Below are 14,808 nucleotides of genomic sequence, written 5' to 3'. Positions count from 1 at the left end.
CCGGCTTAACAGGGAGCCAACAACATGAAGCGAGTACTTCTTGCTGTCTTCGGTATCCTGGCACTGGCCTTTGCCACGCTCACGCCGGCATTCGCCCAGTCCAAGGGGACCGTCTATTACATGGTGCCGACACTGCTCGACGAGTTCCAGACCGGCTCGGTGAGCGCGCTGGAGCTGTTCCTCAAGCAGGTCGGCTATGAAATGAAAACGCTGAATGCCGACAACAAGACCGACGCGCAGCAGTCGCAGATGAACGACGTCATCGCGCTGAAGCCGGCGGCCATCATCCTGGCCGCGGTCGATTTCAACGCGCTGAAACCGTCCATCGAGGCGGCGCGTGCGGCCGGCATCCCGGTGGTCGAGTTCGACCGCCAGATCACCTCGACGCCTTCCGACTTCACATCGGTCGCCGGAACCGTCGAGATCGGCCATGTCGCGGCCGACCAGGCAGAGAAACTGCTGAAAGCCAAGAACGGCTCGGTGAAGGGCAAGGTGCTGCAAGTGCTGGGCGACCCCGGCGATCCCTATACGCTCGACATCCAGAAGGGCTTCGAGGAGAAGATGAAGGCGTTTCCGGACGTCAAGATCATCTCGCTTCCGGCCATGCAGTGGGAAGCCAGCAACGCCGGCACCATCGTCGCCGACCAGATGCTGGCCAACCCCGACATCGACCTGATCTTCAGCCATGCCGCGCACCTGTCGGTCGCCGCCGTCGCCTCGCTCGAGGCCGCCGGCAAGAAGCCGGGCGACGTCATGCTGATGAGCTCGAACGGCGCTCCGGTCGGCCTCGACCTGATCCGCAAGGGCTGGCTCAACGTCGAAGTCGAGCAGCCGCTCTACGCACAGGCCGCGGCGGTCGCCATGTTCATGGACAAGGTGGTCAAGAAGGAAGAGATCAAGCCTGGCGACTATGACGTGCTTGGCCTGAAATCGGTCGTCACCAAGGAAAGCTGGGGCCCGAACATCAAGATCCCGGGTGCGGCCATTACCAAGGAAAACGTCGACAACCCGGCTTTCTGGGGCAACCAGAAGCCGCCGACGGACACGGTCAAGTCGGTCGAATAGGCATCTCGCCTGAAACGCTCCGGGCCCTCTCGGCCCGGAGCCAATCCTTCGCAATTCCAATCCGCGCATGCCTCCGAAAATCGAACTGATTTTCGGAGGCATGCGCCAGCCGGATCAGCCCATGAACCTCCGCACCCGCCATGCCCTGGAGTTCGTTCTCGACAACCTCGTCTGGTTCATGCTGCTGTTCGTGCTGGTGGTGTTCTCCATCTTCGTGCCGAACTATTTTCAGCTCGGCATCTTCGCCAACATCATCGAGGCTTCGAGCGTGCTCGGGGTCATGTCGATCGGCCTGGCGCTGGTCATCATCGCCGGCCACATGGACCTGTCGGTCGAATCCGTCGCCGCGCTCAGCGCCATGGCGGTCGGCATCCTGTTCTGCTCGTCAGGCATTGGCATGGGCGTGCAACTGCATCCGGAATGGCTGATGGTGCCGGTATCGCTGCTGCTGGCGCTGGCCGTCGGCGGCCTCATCGGCGTCTTCAACGGTTATCTGGTGGTCAAGGTGAAGATGAGCGCCTTCATCATCACGCTGGCGTCCTACATCTGGGTGCGCGGCCTGGTACTGGTCATTTCGGGCGGCCGCTCGGCGCAGGACCTGGCGCCGGCCATTCGCTGGTTCGGCATCCAGCGCCTCGCCGGCCTGCCGCTCACCGCCTGGATCGCCATCGCCTGTTTCGTCGTCTTCTCGCTGATCATGGCCAAGACGCCGTTCGGCCGACACCTGGTGATGATCGGCGGCAACGAGACGGCAACCTTCCGCGCCGGCATCCGGGTCAACCGCAACCTAGTCATCGCCTTCGTGCTCGCCGGCGCCATAGCCGGCCTAGCCGGCTGGCTGCTGGCGATCCGCACCTCGGGCGCCACCGCCAATCTCGGCGTCGGCCTGCTGTTCAACGCCTTTGCCGCGGTCGTCATCGGTGGCGTCAGCCTGAAGGGCGGCGTCGGCACCCTGCCCGGCGTCTATGCCGGCGTGCTTCTGCTCTCGGCCATCAACACGGCGATCAATTTGATGGGGCTGCCCGCCAACTTCACCCAGGTCATCCACGGCCTGCTGGTGCTGGCGGCCGTGCTGCTCGACGCCTTCAAGCAAACCATTCGCCAAAGACTCGCATGACAGGACGATTCGCATGACAGGAAGGCGGGCATGACCGGACGACTGAAAGACAAGGTGGCGCTGATCATCGGCAGCGCGCGCGGCATCGGCAAGGGCATCGCGCAGCGTTTCGCCGAGGAAGGCGCAAGGCTGGTGCTCGCCGATACCGAGGCGGCGGCCGGCCAAGCGACCGCCAGCGAACTCGGCGTGCCCTTCATCCGCACCGATATCTCGCGGATGAGCGACGCCGAGGCCGCGGTGGCTCTGGCGCTGAAGCAGCACGGCCGCCTCGACATCATCGTGCAGAATGCCGGCATCTATCCCTGGCAATTGATCGAGAACACGAGCGCCGACGACTGGGACCGCGTCATGGCCGTCAATCTGCGCGGCACCTTCAATGCCAGCCGCGCCGCACTGGTGCCGATGAAGGCGCAGCATTTTGGCCGCATGCTCTACACCTCCTCCATAACAGGTCCGCATGTGACCAGCCCCGGCCACGGCCACTATTCGGCCAGCAAGGCCGGCATCAACGGCTTCATCCGGGCGGCGGCGCTGGAATTCTCCGGCTATGGCATCACCGTCAACGGCGTCGAGCCCGGCAACATCCTGACCGAAGCCATCCAGCAGCATCGCGGCGCCGCCTACATCAAGAACATGGAGGATTCCATCCCGCTCGGCAGGCTCGGCAGCCCGCGCGACGTCGCCAACGCCTTCCTGTTCCTCGCCTCGGATGACGCCAGCTACATCACCGGCACGACCATCGTCGTCGATGGCGGGCAGTTGCTGCCCGAGGGTAATGATTTTCGGATGGTGCCGCCGTGACCCCTCAGGTGCGAAATCACGCCGACGAGGCGTCAAGAAGCTCGCACCGGTGGCCCGCAACCCCCTGATCGATGAAAAACCCGCCGGGGGCGACCCGTGGCGGGTTTTTGGAGTGGCTACATCCCGGAGGAATCGACCGCTTGTAGGTGTATTGTGAACTGCCTGATCGTATTAGCCTATGGTGCGATCGCGGAAGACAACGGTGCCGCACGCTGCTGTGTGTGAACAGGAGGCCGATATGAGAATTAGGACAACGACCCATAACCATCCCGGCGAAGCTGGCGTCATCCTGCTTGACCAGCCTGTCCAAAACCTGATCGTGGCGACTGATATTCGCGACGGCACCACGACGCTGTTCGGGACGGCGACTCTGCAAGTGAACTATGCCGGCTCGTACGATATCCGGGTCGAACTCACGCCAGCGGAACTCACGCAGGTCTACCAGATATTGGTCAAAAACCTGCTTGAGGAAATTCAGGACCTGAAGAGCGCTCAAAATCCTTGACGCTGGCGACCGACCCTCCAGCGGACATACATGCCGGTCAATCTCGTTGCAGTCCGTGCTGCTGACATCGACGCAGTGGTGAAGGGACTATGTGACCGGAATGGTGGGCGATGACGGGCTCGAACCGCCGACATCTTCGGTGTAAACGAAGCGCTCTACCAACTGAGCTAATCGCCCGCTCCGGGCCGGACCTTTAAGCGGTCGGGACCGGCTTCGCAAGGCCAAATGAAAAGGCGACGCCCTGTTCGCGGGCCGGATTTGCCAACAAAACGCCGGCTGTCAAAAAACCTTCTCCAGTTTGCTGTTATGATCGTTTGGTGCGCTTGACACCCGGTGGCGAACCCCTTATCCAGCGCCCCAATGACGAACACGGCTGACACGTGCTCGTCAATGCGCGGGTGTAGCTCAGTTGGTTAGAGTGCCGGCCTGTCACGCCGGAGGTCGCGGGTTCGAGCCCCGTCACTCGCGCCATTTCTCTCAAGGGTTTCAAACTCTTGGCACAAGGGAAATGCCGACATGAATTGTCAAGGTCCACTTTCAGAAATGAAGTGTCGAGGCGCGGTCAGTGATCGCCCCCGCGCCGATCGTACACCGCCGACGGTCTTCACAGCCGGCTTCAAAAAACCAAACATGCATACGCGACGGTGTGGCAAACGGGAGGCCACTCCAATATGCTGAAAAGCAGCTCTTGAAACCGTAGAGCCGTGTTTGGTCTTGCGGATCCCGCTTGCGGATTTGCACACAAAGCGCTCCATTCATTTCGCAGTCAGCGGAGCTGCACAGATATGCTGCCGAAACGGCATGGAGGACTTACAGTGTCAATCGCACGAAACATTCCTGTACGCACGATATTCACGCTCCTTTACCTGGGTGCCGTAACGATGGTCGCCACCGCCCTTTTCCCAGCGACCGCGTCGGCCGACCGGCTGCAGCAGTGCGCGCGCGAGGGCGGCATCTGCCGTCTGCCGTACCCCGCCGAGGTGGTGTACGGCGCCCGGGGCCGCACGACCTCGCGCTACATCGAGCGAAACGCAGTGCCCTGTTCAAATCGCGTTTTTGGCGACCCAGCACCGGGCAGGCCGAAGTCGTGTTTCATCGTCATGCGCGACCGGGACCAGTCGGATGACGATTACGACGCGCCGCGCCGCGAGAGCTGGGCAGTCTGTGCCGATGAAGGTGAGTTCTGCGACTTCGATGGCCGCAAAGTGGTCAGGTACGGAGCGCGCGGCCGATTCACGCAGGACGTGTTCCGCAACGGTGTCCAATGCGACAACGATGCATTCGGCGATCCCGCGCCTGATCGGAGAAAGCGCTGCTACATCAAGCAGTAACTGGTCAGACGATCGCTCACGGGACATCCAAGGCGCATCGCGTTGAAGCGGGTTCATGCGACGCGCTTTGGGTCCTTAGTTTCTATGCATGCCGTTCTACCAAAACCGAGGTCCCAAAACCGAGGTCATTGTTGGGCGGCATGCATCAGGGCTGGAACAGCCTGATGGTTCGGTTGGCTCGCGAATCTCAACTATCTCAACCCTTCGCCAGCAGCGCCTCGACCTCCTGCAGCGTCGGCATCGATGGCGCCGTGCCTGGACGCGTAACGGAAATGCCGGCGACGGCGCAGGCGAAGCGCACAGCCTCCAGTGGCTCCACGCCTCGCGACAGGGCCGCGGCGAAGCCGCCATTGAAGGCGTCCCCTGCTCCCGTGGTTTCGACCACCTGGCCTGCGCTGATGACGGGAACATGCTCCGAGCGATCTTTCGCGTGCAGCAGCGCGCCCTTGTCGCCGAGCGTGACGATGACCGTGCCGACGCCCTTTTCGAGCAGTCTGTCCGCGGCGGCCCGCGCTTCGTCGACCGAGGAGACCTTCATGCCGGTCAATTCCTCCGTCTCGGTCTCGTTGGGCGTGAGATAGTCGCAGAGCGTGTAGATGCGGTCGGGAAGCTTGGCCGCCGGAGCCGGGTTGAGGATGGTCGTCACCCCTGCCCCGCGCGCGATCTCCAATGCCCGCATCGCCGCATCGATCGGCTGTTCGAGCTGGGTGACGAAGACGCCGGCGGCGCGGATCAGGTCCGCGCTGGCCTCGATGTCCGCCGGCGAGATCAGCATGGCGGCGCCCGGGCTGACGATAATGGCGTTGTTGCCGCTTCCCTCCTCGACGAAGATGTAGGCGGCGCCCGTATAGCTGTCCGGCGTGTCGATGACGGCGCTTTTCACACCTGCCTGCGCCCAGGTCTGCTTCGCCATGTCAGCGAAAGGATCAACGCCAAGGCGGCTCAGAAACGTGACGTCGGCGCCGAGCTTACCGGCGGCCACCGCCTGGTTGGACCCCTTGCCACCAGGTCCGAGCTTGAACGAATTGCCGAGAATCGTCTCACCCATGCGCGGCTGGCGATCGGCGCGATAGGCGGTGTCGGCAACGAAGACCCCCAATATGACCACAGGCTTCATGACGACCGGCTTGCCCGAGGCCATGCCGCTACTCCGCGTCCGGCGGCACGACGCCCTTGCGGAAGGCAAAGCAGCCATAGAAGCGGCGCTCGCCCGTCTGGATGACGCAATAAGCCTGCTTGGCACGCTCATAGAAGGCATAGCGCTCGACGGAGATCATCGGCCAGGCCTTGCCCTCGGCTTTGTCGATCTCCTTTTGCACTTCCGTCTGCACCGGCGGGATCTCGTCGGGCTTGCCGACGATTTCCATGCGCGCGGCCGAGTCCTCGACGAACGTATCGAGCGGGTAAAGCGACAGCACCGCCTTGACCACCTCTGCGGCCGGCGCGTCGATGCGCAGGGGCTTGCCATGCACGGTCTGCTTCGCCACCGAAGCGGCCGGAAAATTGGTGTCGGCGATGATCAGGTCATCGCCATGTCCCATCGCCCGCAATGCCTGGAGCACGTCGGCATTGAGCAACGGATGGATCCCTTTGAGCATGATGGTCCTCGTGAAGTCCGTTTGAGATCAGAGACGCCGAGATTTAGAGACGCTTGCCTGTCTCGGCGTCGAACAGGTGGATATGGTCGAGCCTTGGCCGCAGCTTGAGCGTGTCGCCGGGTTTGAAGTCGTGGCGCTCGCGAAACAGCGCCACCATCTCGCCATCGCCGAAGCGCAGGAAAACCAGCGTCTCCGAGCCGGTCGGCTCGACCACCGAAATCTTCGCCGGCACGCCATCGGGATGGATTTCGAGATGTTCCGGTCGTACGCCGTAAACGACGGCCCGACCGTCCTGTACGGCATTGTTGGGGGCGATCGGGAACAGCGTTCCGGCTATGTCGACGCCGCCCTTGCGCACCACACCCTTGAGCAGGTTCATCGAAGGCGAGCCGATGAAGCCGGCAACGAAGAGGTTCGCCGGCCGGTCGAACAATTCCAGCGGCGCGCCGACCTGCTCGATGCGGCCGTCGCGCATGACGACGATCTTGTCGGCCATGGTCATGGCCTCGATCTGGTCGTGAGTGACGTAGATGGTGGTGGTCTTCAGCCGCTGGTGCAGTTCCTTGATCTCAGTGCGCATCTGCACGCGCAGCTTGGCGTCGAGGTTCGAGAGCGGCTCGTCGAACAGGAACACCTGCGGATTTCGCACGATGGCGCGGCCCATGGCCACGCGCTGGCGCTGCCCGCCCGAGAGCTGCCGTGGGTAGCGTTTCAGATAAGGGTTGAGGTCGAGGATGTCGGCGGCGCGCTTGACCCGCTCGGCGACCACGGCCGGGTCGGTCTTCCGCAGCTTCAAGGCAAAGGCCATGTTCTGCTCCACCGTCTTGTGCGGATAGAGCGCGTAGTTCTGGAACACCATGGCGATGTCGCGCTTGGCCGGCGGCAAATGATTAACGACGCGGTCGCCGATGGCGATCGTACCGCCCGAGACGGTCTCCAGCCCGGCCACCATCCTGAGCAGCGTCGACTTGCCGCAACCCGAAGGGCCGACCAGCACCACGAATTGGCCATCGGCGATATCGACGCTGACTTCGTGCAGAACCTTGACGGTTCCGAAGGCCTTGGCCACTTTGCTGATTGCGACTTGAGCCATATCTCCCCCATCGGCTCCACCGGCCGTAGGCGCAGAAGCTAACCAACGCGACCTGCCAGGGCAAGTCGGTCCCTTATAGATAAAAACCCGATCTCGTTGACACGCCATCGCGTTGCGAGAATAGTGATGGTCGCCAATTCCGAATGCCGGACCTTTGACCCGGAAGACGGAGCTCCAGGCGGACACTGGGTGGGGTCTCAGGTCCCTGTTTTATCGAGGAGAACCGTCGACGTTCCGGCGTCCGAGAGAAGTTGGCATTTCAATCACGGCTGTTGTTCTGGGAGGAATGGTACATGAGAGTCGATCTTTACGAAAAACTGACCCGTGCCGGCGCTACAAGGCGCGACATATTGAAGGGCGCGGCCAGCATGGCCGCGATCGCGGCGGCATCCGGCGTGGGGCTCGGCGCCCTGACACGCCCTGCTTCCGCGGCAAGCGAGCTGCGCAAGCAAATCCTGCAGATTCCCGGCGTTGGCAAAGGCCAGCCGACCGATGCCGACTTCCAGAAGGTCGGCGAGCTCTGCCTCGAAGCGACCAAGGCCAATGTCAAGGAAGGTGAGTTCGCCGGCGTCGAGCTGACCTTCATGGGCCTCAACAACCAGAACCTGCACAATGTGCTGTTCCGCGGCTTCCTGAAGCCGTGGGAGGCCTATACCGGCGCCAAGATCAGCTGGATCGACCTGGCGCAGGCCGACTACAATGCCCGCCTGCAGCAGTCGATCGCCACCGGCACCGTCGACTTCGACATCATCGAGATGGGCGCGCCGTTCGAAGGCGATGTCTGTGGCAAGGGCCTGACGTCCGAGATGCCCGATTGGGTCAAGACGCAGATCGATTTCGACGACCTCGTCAACTATCTGAAGCCGCCTGTCGGCACCTGGAGCGGCAAGCAGTACCGCGTGACCGTCGACGGCGACGCCCACAACTTCAACTACCGCACCGACGTGTTCGCCGATGCCGATCTGGCCAAGGCCTGGAAGGATGGCGGCGGCGAAAGCGAATGGGGCGTGCCGAAGACCTGGCAGCAGGTGCAGGCCGTGACCAAGTTCCTCAAGGGCAAGAAGCTCAAGGACCAGGACGTCTACGGCTATCTCGACGCGCCAAAGCCGTGGGGCGGCTTCGGCTTCTACTTCCTCGGCAGCCGCGCCACCGCCTATGCCAAGCACCCCGACGACAAGGCCTGGCTGTTCGACGCCGACACCATGAAGCCGCGCGTCAACAACCCGGCCTGGGTGCGCGCCATCCAGGACGTCATCGACGCGCTGCCGTCCGAACCCGCCGACCAGATCAACGCCGATCCCAACACCACCGCCTTCCAGCAGTTCCTGGCGGGTACCGGGTCGATGGTCACCTGGTGGGGCGACGTCGGCTCCAACGTCAAGACCAACGATTCCTCGGTCATCGGCGACGTCACCGGCTTCTCGATCCTGCCGGGCTCGGACGACGTCTACAATTCGAAGACCGGCAAGTGGGACAAGCTCGCCAGCGGGCCGAACTACGCGCCGAACTGCGCCTATCTCGGCTGGGGCGTCTATGTCATGGCCCGGGTCGATGCCGACGAGAAGAAGAAGAAGGCGGCATGGTCCGCGGCCGCCCATCTCGGCGGCAAGGACCTGTCGATCTGGACGGCCATGTACCCGTCGGGCTTCCAGCCTTACCGCAACTCGCATTTCGACATTCCCGAGTGGGTGGCGGCCGGCTATGACGAGGCCTTCATCACCTCGTATCTCAAGTCGGAGGGCGACAGCTACAACCACCCGAATGCGGCGATCGAGCCGCGTATCCCCGGCATCTTCCAGTACTATTCCGCCGCCGAGGATATTTTGGCCAACACCTTCGCCGGCAAGATGAAGGCGCAGGAAGGCGCGGACGCCATTGCAGCAGCCTGGGAGAAGCTGACCGACCAGATCGGCCGCGACAACCAGATCAAGCTCTACAAGGCCTCGCTCGGCATGTAGGCTAGCCTATGAACCGTGGTCCGGCGGCAACGCCGGATCACTTTAGACCGGGCTCCGGCTCATCCAGGGGCCTTCCAAACGGGCGAGATTTGTGACTGACCAGACTTCGACCGCAAACCAGTGGCCGGCAGATGCCGGCGCTTACGATCTGATTTCCCCGGCCCGCAAACGGCTTGGCTGGGCGCTGATGGCTGCGGCGACGCTCGGCCTGCTGGCGATCATCGTGATCGAGATCCTGTACAAGACCGAGGCCGACACCGTCGGTTTCGAGACCTGGCGCCCGGTCGTCTATGCCTATGTGCTGTGGGGCGTGGCGCTCGGCGTCGGCCAGGTGCTGACGCGCGGCGAGGACGGCCAACGCGCGCTGTTCCTGCTGCCGGCGCTGCTGTTCACCATCGCCATGGTGATCTTCCCGACGCTGTTCGGTTTCTACATCGCGCTGACGGACTGGAACCTGAGTTCGTTCTCGGGCCGCAAGTTCAACGGGCTCGACAATTTCTGGCAGATGCTGGGCGATCCCTACTACCGCAACGCGCTGTTCAACATGGTGCTCTACGTGTTGGCGGTGCTGGTCGAATATGTCATCGCGTTTGGGCTGGCCCTTCTGCTCAACGCACAGATCCGGGCGCGAAAATTCTTCCGCGTCGTCTTCCTGATGCCGCTGATGCTGTCGCCGGTCGCCGTGTCCTGGATGATCGGCAAATCGCTGATGGAGTACCGGTTCGGCCCGGCGGCGACGCTGGCGCGCCATCTCGGTTGGGAAAATCCCGCCTTCTTTTCCGACCCGATCATTGCGCGCATCTCGATCATGCTGCTCGATGCCTGGACTTTCATTCCGTTCATGATGATCATGCTGCTGGCCGGCCTGCAGGCCATGTCGCGCGAGGTGCTGGAGGCGGCCCGCGTCGATGGCGCCAATGCCTGGCAGACCTTCTGGCAGGTCACCTTCCCGCTGATGCTGCCGGTTTCGGTGACCGCGGTCATCCTGCGCATCATCTTCAAGCTGAAGCTTGCCGACATCATCATCACCGTGACGTCCGGAGGCCCGGGCGGCGCGACCGATTCCGTCTCCAGCTTCATCTACCGCGAATACCGCGACCGCTCGAATGTCGGCTACGGCACCATGCTGGCGATGGCCTATCTCGTCATCATCGTCGTATTCGTGACCTGGCTGTTGAAGATCGCCAACCGCTTCGTGCGCAACGTGAACTAGAGCGGCCGGATCATGAGCGTTCAGACAACCGAATACACCGTTTCCGAAATCCGCTCTCCGGCGAGCTTCATCACCAGCCGTGTCTTCATCTACGGCGCGCTTGTCTTCTGGGCCTTCATCTGCCTGTTCCCGATCTACTGGACGATAACGACCTCGTTCAAATCGGCGGTCGACGTCACGCAAGGGCATCTGATCCCCTTCGTCGATTTCTGGCCGGACTGGAAGGGCTGGCGATCGCTCGGCCTGTCGCCGGATTCGATCTTCCAGACCTCCACCGTGCGCGACGAGTTCTTCAAGCGCTTCATGAACTCGGTCATCACCTCGGTCGGCGCGTCCAGCCTCGCCATCGTCATCGGCAGCCTCGCCGCCTACGGCCTGACGCGCTACCGCTACAAATTCGCCTGGTTCAAGAACGAGGACATCTCCTTCTTTTTCCTGTCGCAGCTGATCCTGCCGCCGGTGGTGCTCGCCCTGCCCTTCCTGGTGCTCTACCGGGAAGTCGGCATGCTCGACACCCGCATCGGGCTGATCCTGCTCTACACGCTGATGGTGCTGCCGATCGTCATCTGGATCATGCGCGACCAGTTCAATTCCATCCCCGTCGAGCTCGAGGAAGCAGCGCTCGTCGACGGGCTGTCGATCTGGGGCGCTTTTTTCCGTATCGTCATGCCGATCGCGCTGCCGGGCATGGTCGCCGCCTTCATCCTGGCGATGGTGCTGTGCTGGAACGAGTATTTCTTCGCCGCGCTTTTGACCTCGACCGATGCCAAGACCATTCCCGTCATGGTAGCGAGCCAGACCGGCTCGCAAGGCATCAACTGGTGGTCGATGGCAGCGCTTGCCACCGCGGCGATTGCGCCGCTGGCGGTCATCGGGATTGCGCTCGAACGCTATCTGATCATGGGCATGACCGCGGGGGCCGTGAAGTAGCGGTCGCCGCTTCCCTTCTCCCCTTGCGGGAGAAGGTGGATCGGCGCGCAGCGCCGAGACGGTTGAGGGGTGTTCCAGCGGAGTGAGACGTTGGTGTTCCCTGGAGCACCCCTCATCCGACCGAGCTTCGCTCGGCCACCTTCTCCCGCAAGGGGAGAAGGAAAGAGCCGCCTAAGCCGACAATATTGCCCGCAGATGGTCCATAATCATCGCGACGCCCTTTTGCCCAAGTTCAGCCGAGGCCTCCGGCGCGCTTGCCGTGTACCAGCCGGTGTTGTCGGCGAAATGGGCGGCATCGACAGCTTCCGGGCATAAGGCCAGCATCAGCGATGTCTCGCCGATGCCGGCGTGGTCGAACGGGTACTTGCCGTTCATGGCCGCCGGCATCAGCGGATGCACCTGCACCCAGTTGAAGAAGTTTTCACCCTCGGCGTGTCCAGCATAGTAGTCAGCCATCGCTGGAGAGCCCCACCAGCCCTCGCCGCGCTGCTTTTCGAGGAAACGGAAGATCGCCTGACGGCCGGCGGTCTTGAAGGCGAGGTCGGTCGGCATGCCGGCGGCGAAATTTTCGGTTTGGTGGTGGATGATAGCGTGGATGTTGCGAAAGCCGATGCGCAGCAGGCTGTAGAACAGCTCTTCCGCGAACGGCGCCAGTTGATTGCCGCCGACCTGTACCGAGCCCGTGCCTTCCGGCGGCGCCACTGCATAGCTCGCGGCGCCGTAATAGAAGGGCGGCAGGATGACGACCTCCCTCTCCTTCTCGAACAGTTCCAGTGTCTTGACGACGGCCAGCGTGTCCATGCCGACAGCCATGTGCTCGCCATGGTATTCGAGCACGCCGAGCGGCAGCGCGACCGGCCAATTCTCGGCGATCGCCGTGCGGATCTGGTGCGGCAGCATCAGTTCATAGCGCATGATCTATTCCATGTTGGTGTGGCGGGCGCGCATGGCTTCAGGCGACGCGCCGGTCAGGGATTTGAGCCTCAGCACCATCACTTCGAACAGCAGGAACAGCGCTCCTTCGAACACCGAGCCCATCGGCAGCACCGATGTCTTCTGCGCGCCCTGATCGTTGGCCATGGTCTGTGCGGGAATGAGCAGCGTGAAATCGGCGCGCTTTGCAGCGCTGCTTTCGGCCTGGGCAGTCAGCAGAAGGTTGGTCGCGCCGGCGGCGTGCGCAACCTGCATCAAACTCAGCACGGTCGTGGTTTCTCCCGGCCCGGAGCTGGCCAGGAAGACGTCGCCCGGCCCCAGAGGCGGCGTGTTCATGTCACCGACCACGGAAACCGGCAGGCCGAGATGATAGAGCCGCATGGCAAAGCCCTTGACCTGCAAGGCCTCGCGGCCGCAGCCATAGACGACGACCCGTCCAGCATCAGCCAGCATCTTGCAGGCGGCATCGATCCGGCTCTCGTCGACGCGCGCCAGCACGCCGCCGAGTTCGGCAAGCGCGGTCTTGAACAGGTTTTCGCTCCGGTCGCTCACGGCAAACCCGCCCTCGAAATCATCCTGCGATTTTCCCACGAACAGCTTGATTTCGTTCATGCTAGCAACCGTGAAAATGCGTGTCCAACGCCGCGCGGCGCTTTTGCCTGATCACAGGCATGATAATGTCATGTCAGACAAATCAACGCACAGATCAATCCGGGACACTGCAGGACATGAAGACACGGCATTTCGACCGCATCGGCAATGGCGGCATCACTTTTACCGAGCTCGGCTTCGGCACCGCGCCGCTCGGCAATCTCTACCGCGCCGTTTCGGACGAGGACGCCAATGCCACGCTCGAGGCCGCCTGGGGGACCGGCTGCCGCTACTACGACACCGCGCCGCTCTACGGGCTTGGCTTGTCTGAAACACGCCTCAACCCGTTCCTGCGCGGCAGGAAGCGCGACGACTATGTGCTGTCGAGCAAGGTCGGCCGCATCATGCGCGCCTGCCCGCCGGAACAACGCACGGGCATCGGCAAGTTCTTCGACACGCCGTCGCGGCGCGAGGTGTACGATTACAGCTATGATGGCGTCATGCGCTCGTTCGAGGCCTCGTTGGAGCGCCTCGGCGTCGACCGCATCGATATTCTCTTCGTGCACGATGTCGACATCTTCACCCATGGCAGCAAGGAAGCGTCCGACCAGCGCATCGAGGAGTTCATGCGCTCGGGCTATTACGGGCTGCTGTCATTGCGTGACCAGGGCGTGATCAAGGCGTTCGGCGGCGGCATCAATGAATGGCAGGTTGCCCAGACGCTGGCCGAGCGCGGCGATTTCGACCTGTTCCTGCTTGCCGGGCGCTACACGCTGCTGGAACAGGAGGCGCTGACGTCCTTCCTGCCGCTCTGCCAGAAGCGCGGCATCGGCATCGTTCTCGGCGGCCCCTACAATTCCGGCATCCTGGCAACCGGGCCGAAGCCGGGCGCCTACTACAATTACTCCGAGGCCCCCAAGGACATCCTTGAGCGGGTCGCGGGCATCGAGAGCGTCTGCAAGCGCCATGGCGTCAGGCTGATCGAGGCGGCGCTGCAGTTCCCGCTGCTGCATCCGTCGGTCGTCTCGGTGATCCCCGGCGGCCAGCGGCCGAGCGAAGTGGAGAGCAACCGGTCGCTGCTCGACGCCAAGCTGCCCGCGGCCCTGTGGGCCGACCTCAAGAAGGAAGGCCTGATGCGCACCGAGGCGCCGACCGCATAGGCCGGGGCGGCCCTCACGGTCGACCGCACAAAAACGAAAAGCCGGGCGGGCCCGGCTTTTCTGGTCTCTGAAAAAGAAAAAACGCTTAGTTGACTGCGTCCTTGAGGCCCTTGCCGGCCGAGAACTTCGGCACGGTGCGTGCCGGGATCTTCACTTCGGCGCCGGTCTGAGGGTTGCGGCCGGTCGAAGCCGCACGCTTTGACACGGTGAAATTGCCAAAGCCGACAAGCCGGACATCGCCGCCCTTCTTCAGTTCGCCGGTGATCACGGAAAATACCGCATCGACCGCCGACTGCGCGTCACCCTTCGAAATGCTCGCGGCGTCGGCGACAGCGGACACCAGTTCGTTCTTGTTCATAAAAATTCCCTTCCATGAGAACACCGGAACTAACGACTCATCCGGCAGGAAACGGACTTTAGAAAGAAGCGCTTCCGCAACCAAGTCGAAAAGGCAGGAAAAAACCGGGAAAAGCCCGGAATTCCGGGGTTTTTCACATGAAAAAGCCGGGCGCG

General features: G+C 62.7%; 15 protein-coding genes and 2 tRNA genes. 10 read left to right on the top strand and 7 right to left on the bottom strand.

The features are described 5' to 3' along the window. Positions 1 to 24 precede the first annotated feature (24 nt). The 4 genes from LB577_RS10685 (at position 25) to LB577_RS10670 (ending at position 3,488) form a co-directional block, all read left to right on the top strand. Positions 25 to 1,065 (top strand): sugar ABC transporter substrate-binding protein, encoded by a 1,041-nt coding sequence (locus LB577_RS10685; protein ID WP_224686681.1) that lies wholly within the window; start codon positions 25 to 27, stop codon positions 1,063 to 1,065. A 121-nt stretch (positions 1,066 to 1,186) separates the two neighbouring features. Then, on the top strand, positions 1,187 to 2,182 hold the full coding sequence (locus LB577_RS10680) for an ABC transporter permease (protein ID WP_013895922.1): 996 nt from the start codon (positions 1,187 to 1,189) through the stop codon (positions 2,180 to 2,182). Between the two features lie 30 nt (positions 2,183 to 2,212). After that, the gene (locus tag LB577_RS10675; RefSeq protein WP_023776317.1) at positions 2,213 to 2,983 is read left to right on the top strand and encodes an SDR family NAD(P)-dependent oxidoreductase; all 771 of its coding nucleotides are present in this window, start codon (positions 2,213 to 2,215) and stop codon (positions 2,981 to 2,983) included. A gap of 238 nt (positions 2,984 to 3,221) precedes the next feature. After that, the gene (locus LB577_RS10670; protein WP_224686680.1) at positions 3,222 to 3,488 is read left to right on the top strand and encodes a hypothetical protein; all 267 of its coding nucleotides are present in this window, start codon (positions 3,222 to 3,224) and stop codon (positions 3,486 to 3,488) included. A gap of 101 nt (positions 3,489 to 3,589) precedes the next feature. Here LB577_RS10670 and LB577_RS10665 read toward each other — a convergent pair. Further along, a tRNA-Val gene (locus tag LB577_RS10665) sits at positions 3,590 to 3,665 on the bottom strand. A gap of 217 nt (positions 3,666 to 3,882) precedes the next feature. On the opposite strand from LB577_RS10665, the gene LB577_RS10660 reads away from it, so the two are divergent. After that, a tRNA-Asp gene (locus LB577_RS10660) sits at positions 3,883 to 3,959 on the top strand. A 314-nt stretch (positions 3,960 to 4,273) separates the two neighbouring features. Then, positions 4,274 to 4,819 (top strand): hypothetical protein, encoded by a 546-nt coding sequence (locus LB577_RS10655; protein ID WP_224686679.1) that lies wholly within the window; start codon positions 4,274 to 4,276, stop codon positions 4,817 to 4,819. 196 nt (positions 4,820 to 5,015) lie between these two features. On the opposite strand, the gene rbsK is transcribed toward LB577_RS10655, so the two are convergent. The 3 genes from rbsK to LB577_RS10640 are packed head-to-tail and all read right to left on the bottom strand — an operon-like array spanning position 5,016 to position 7,510. Further along, on the bottom strand, positions 5,016 to 5,960 hold the full coding sequence (gene rbsK / locus LB577_RS10650) for a ribokinase (RefSeq protein WP_224686678.1): 945 nt from the start codon (positions 5,958 to 5,960) through the stop codon (positions 5,016 to 5,018). A 4-nt stretch (positions 5,961 to 5,964) separates the two neighbouring features. Beyond that, positions 5,965 to 6,417, bottom strand: coding sequence for an RbsD/FucU family protein (locus tag LB577_RS10645; RefSeq protein ID WP_023764125.1), 453 nt, complete (start codon positions 6,415 to 6,417; stop codon positions 5,965 to 5,967). Between the two features lie 43 nt (positions 6,418 to 6,460). Then, the gene (locus LB577_RS10640; protein WP_224686677.1) at positions 6,461 to 7,510 is read right to left on the bottom strand and encodes an ABC transporter ATP-binding protein; all 1,050 of its coding nucleotides are present in this window, start codon (positions 7,508 to 7,510) and stop codon (positions 6,461 to 6,463) included. 293 nt (positions 7,511 to 7,803) lie between these two features. Between LB577_RS10640 and LB577_RS10635 the strand changes: the two genes are divergently transcribed. From LB577_RS10635 to LB577_RS10625, 3 genes are all read left to right on the top strand, one after another. Beyond that, complete coding sequence (locus LB577_RS10635; protein WP_224686676.1) at positions 7,804 to 9,468, top strand: ABC transporter substrate-binding protein; 1,665 nt, start codon at positions 7,804 to 7,806, stop codon at positions 9,466 to 9,468. 91 nt (positions 9,469 to 9,559) lie between these two features. Then, entirely contained in the window at positions 9,560 to 10,681 is a 1,122-nt protein-coding gene (locus LB577_RS10630; protein WP_224686675.1) for a carbohydrate ABC transporter permease, read from the top strand. Positions 10,682 to 10,693: 12 nt separating this feature from the next. Next, on the top strand, positions 10,694 to 11,611 hold the full coding sequence (locus LB577_RS10625) for a carbohydrate ABC transporter permease (RefSeq protein ID WP_023776324.1): 918 nt from the start codon (positions 10,694 to 10,696) through the stop codon (positions 11,609 to 11,611). Between the two features lie 171 nt (positions 11,612 to 11,782). On the opposite strand, the gene LB577_RS10620 is transcribed toward LB577_RS10625, so the two are convergent. Beyond that, a complete protein-coding gene (locus tag LB577_RS10620) occupies positions 11,783 to 12,526 on the bottom strand; it encodes a creatininase family protein (protein WP_224686674.1) in 744 nt (247 codons plus the stop codon). A 3-nt stretch (positions 12,527 to 12,529) separates the two neighbouring features. Beyond that, the gene (locus tag LB577_RS10615; protein WP_411969237.1) at positions 12,530 to 13,096 is read right to left on the bottom strand and encodes an SIS domain-containing protein; all 567 of its coding nucleotides are present in this window, start codon (positions 13,094 to 13,096) and stop codon (positions 12,530 to 12,532) included. Positions 13,097 to 13,272: 176 nt separating this feature from the next. On the opposite strand from LB577_RS10615, the gene LB577_RS10610 reads away from it, so the two are divergent. After that, positions 13,273 to 14,295, top strand: a complete 1,023-nt coding sequence (locus tag LB577_RS10610) for an aldo/keto reductase (protein WP_023764120.1) — start codon at positions 13,273 to 13,275, stop codon at positions 14,293 to 14,295. An 85-nt stretch (positions 14,296 to 14,380) separates the two neighbouring features. Here LB577_RS10610 and LB577_RS10605 read toward each other — a convergent pair whose 3' ends face one another. Continuing rightward, positions 14,381 to 14,653: an HU family DNA-binding protein gene (locus LB577_RS10605; protein ID WP_006201846.1), complete on the bottom strand. Its 273-nt coding sequence runs from the start codon at positions 14,651 to 14,653 to the stop codon at positions 14,381 to 14,383. Positions 14,654 to 14,808 lie beyond the last annotated feature (155 nt).

Source organism: Mesorhizobium sp. B283B1A (genome assembly GCF_020165735.1).
GTDB classification, from domain to species: domain Bacteria; phylum Pseudomonadota; class Alphaproteobacteria; order Rhizobiales; family Rhizobiaceae; genus Mesorhizobium; species Mesorhizobium opportunistum.
Note: the sequence above shows the minus strand (reverse complement) of the source record. Positions and strands in the feature narration are given on the sequence as shown.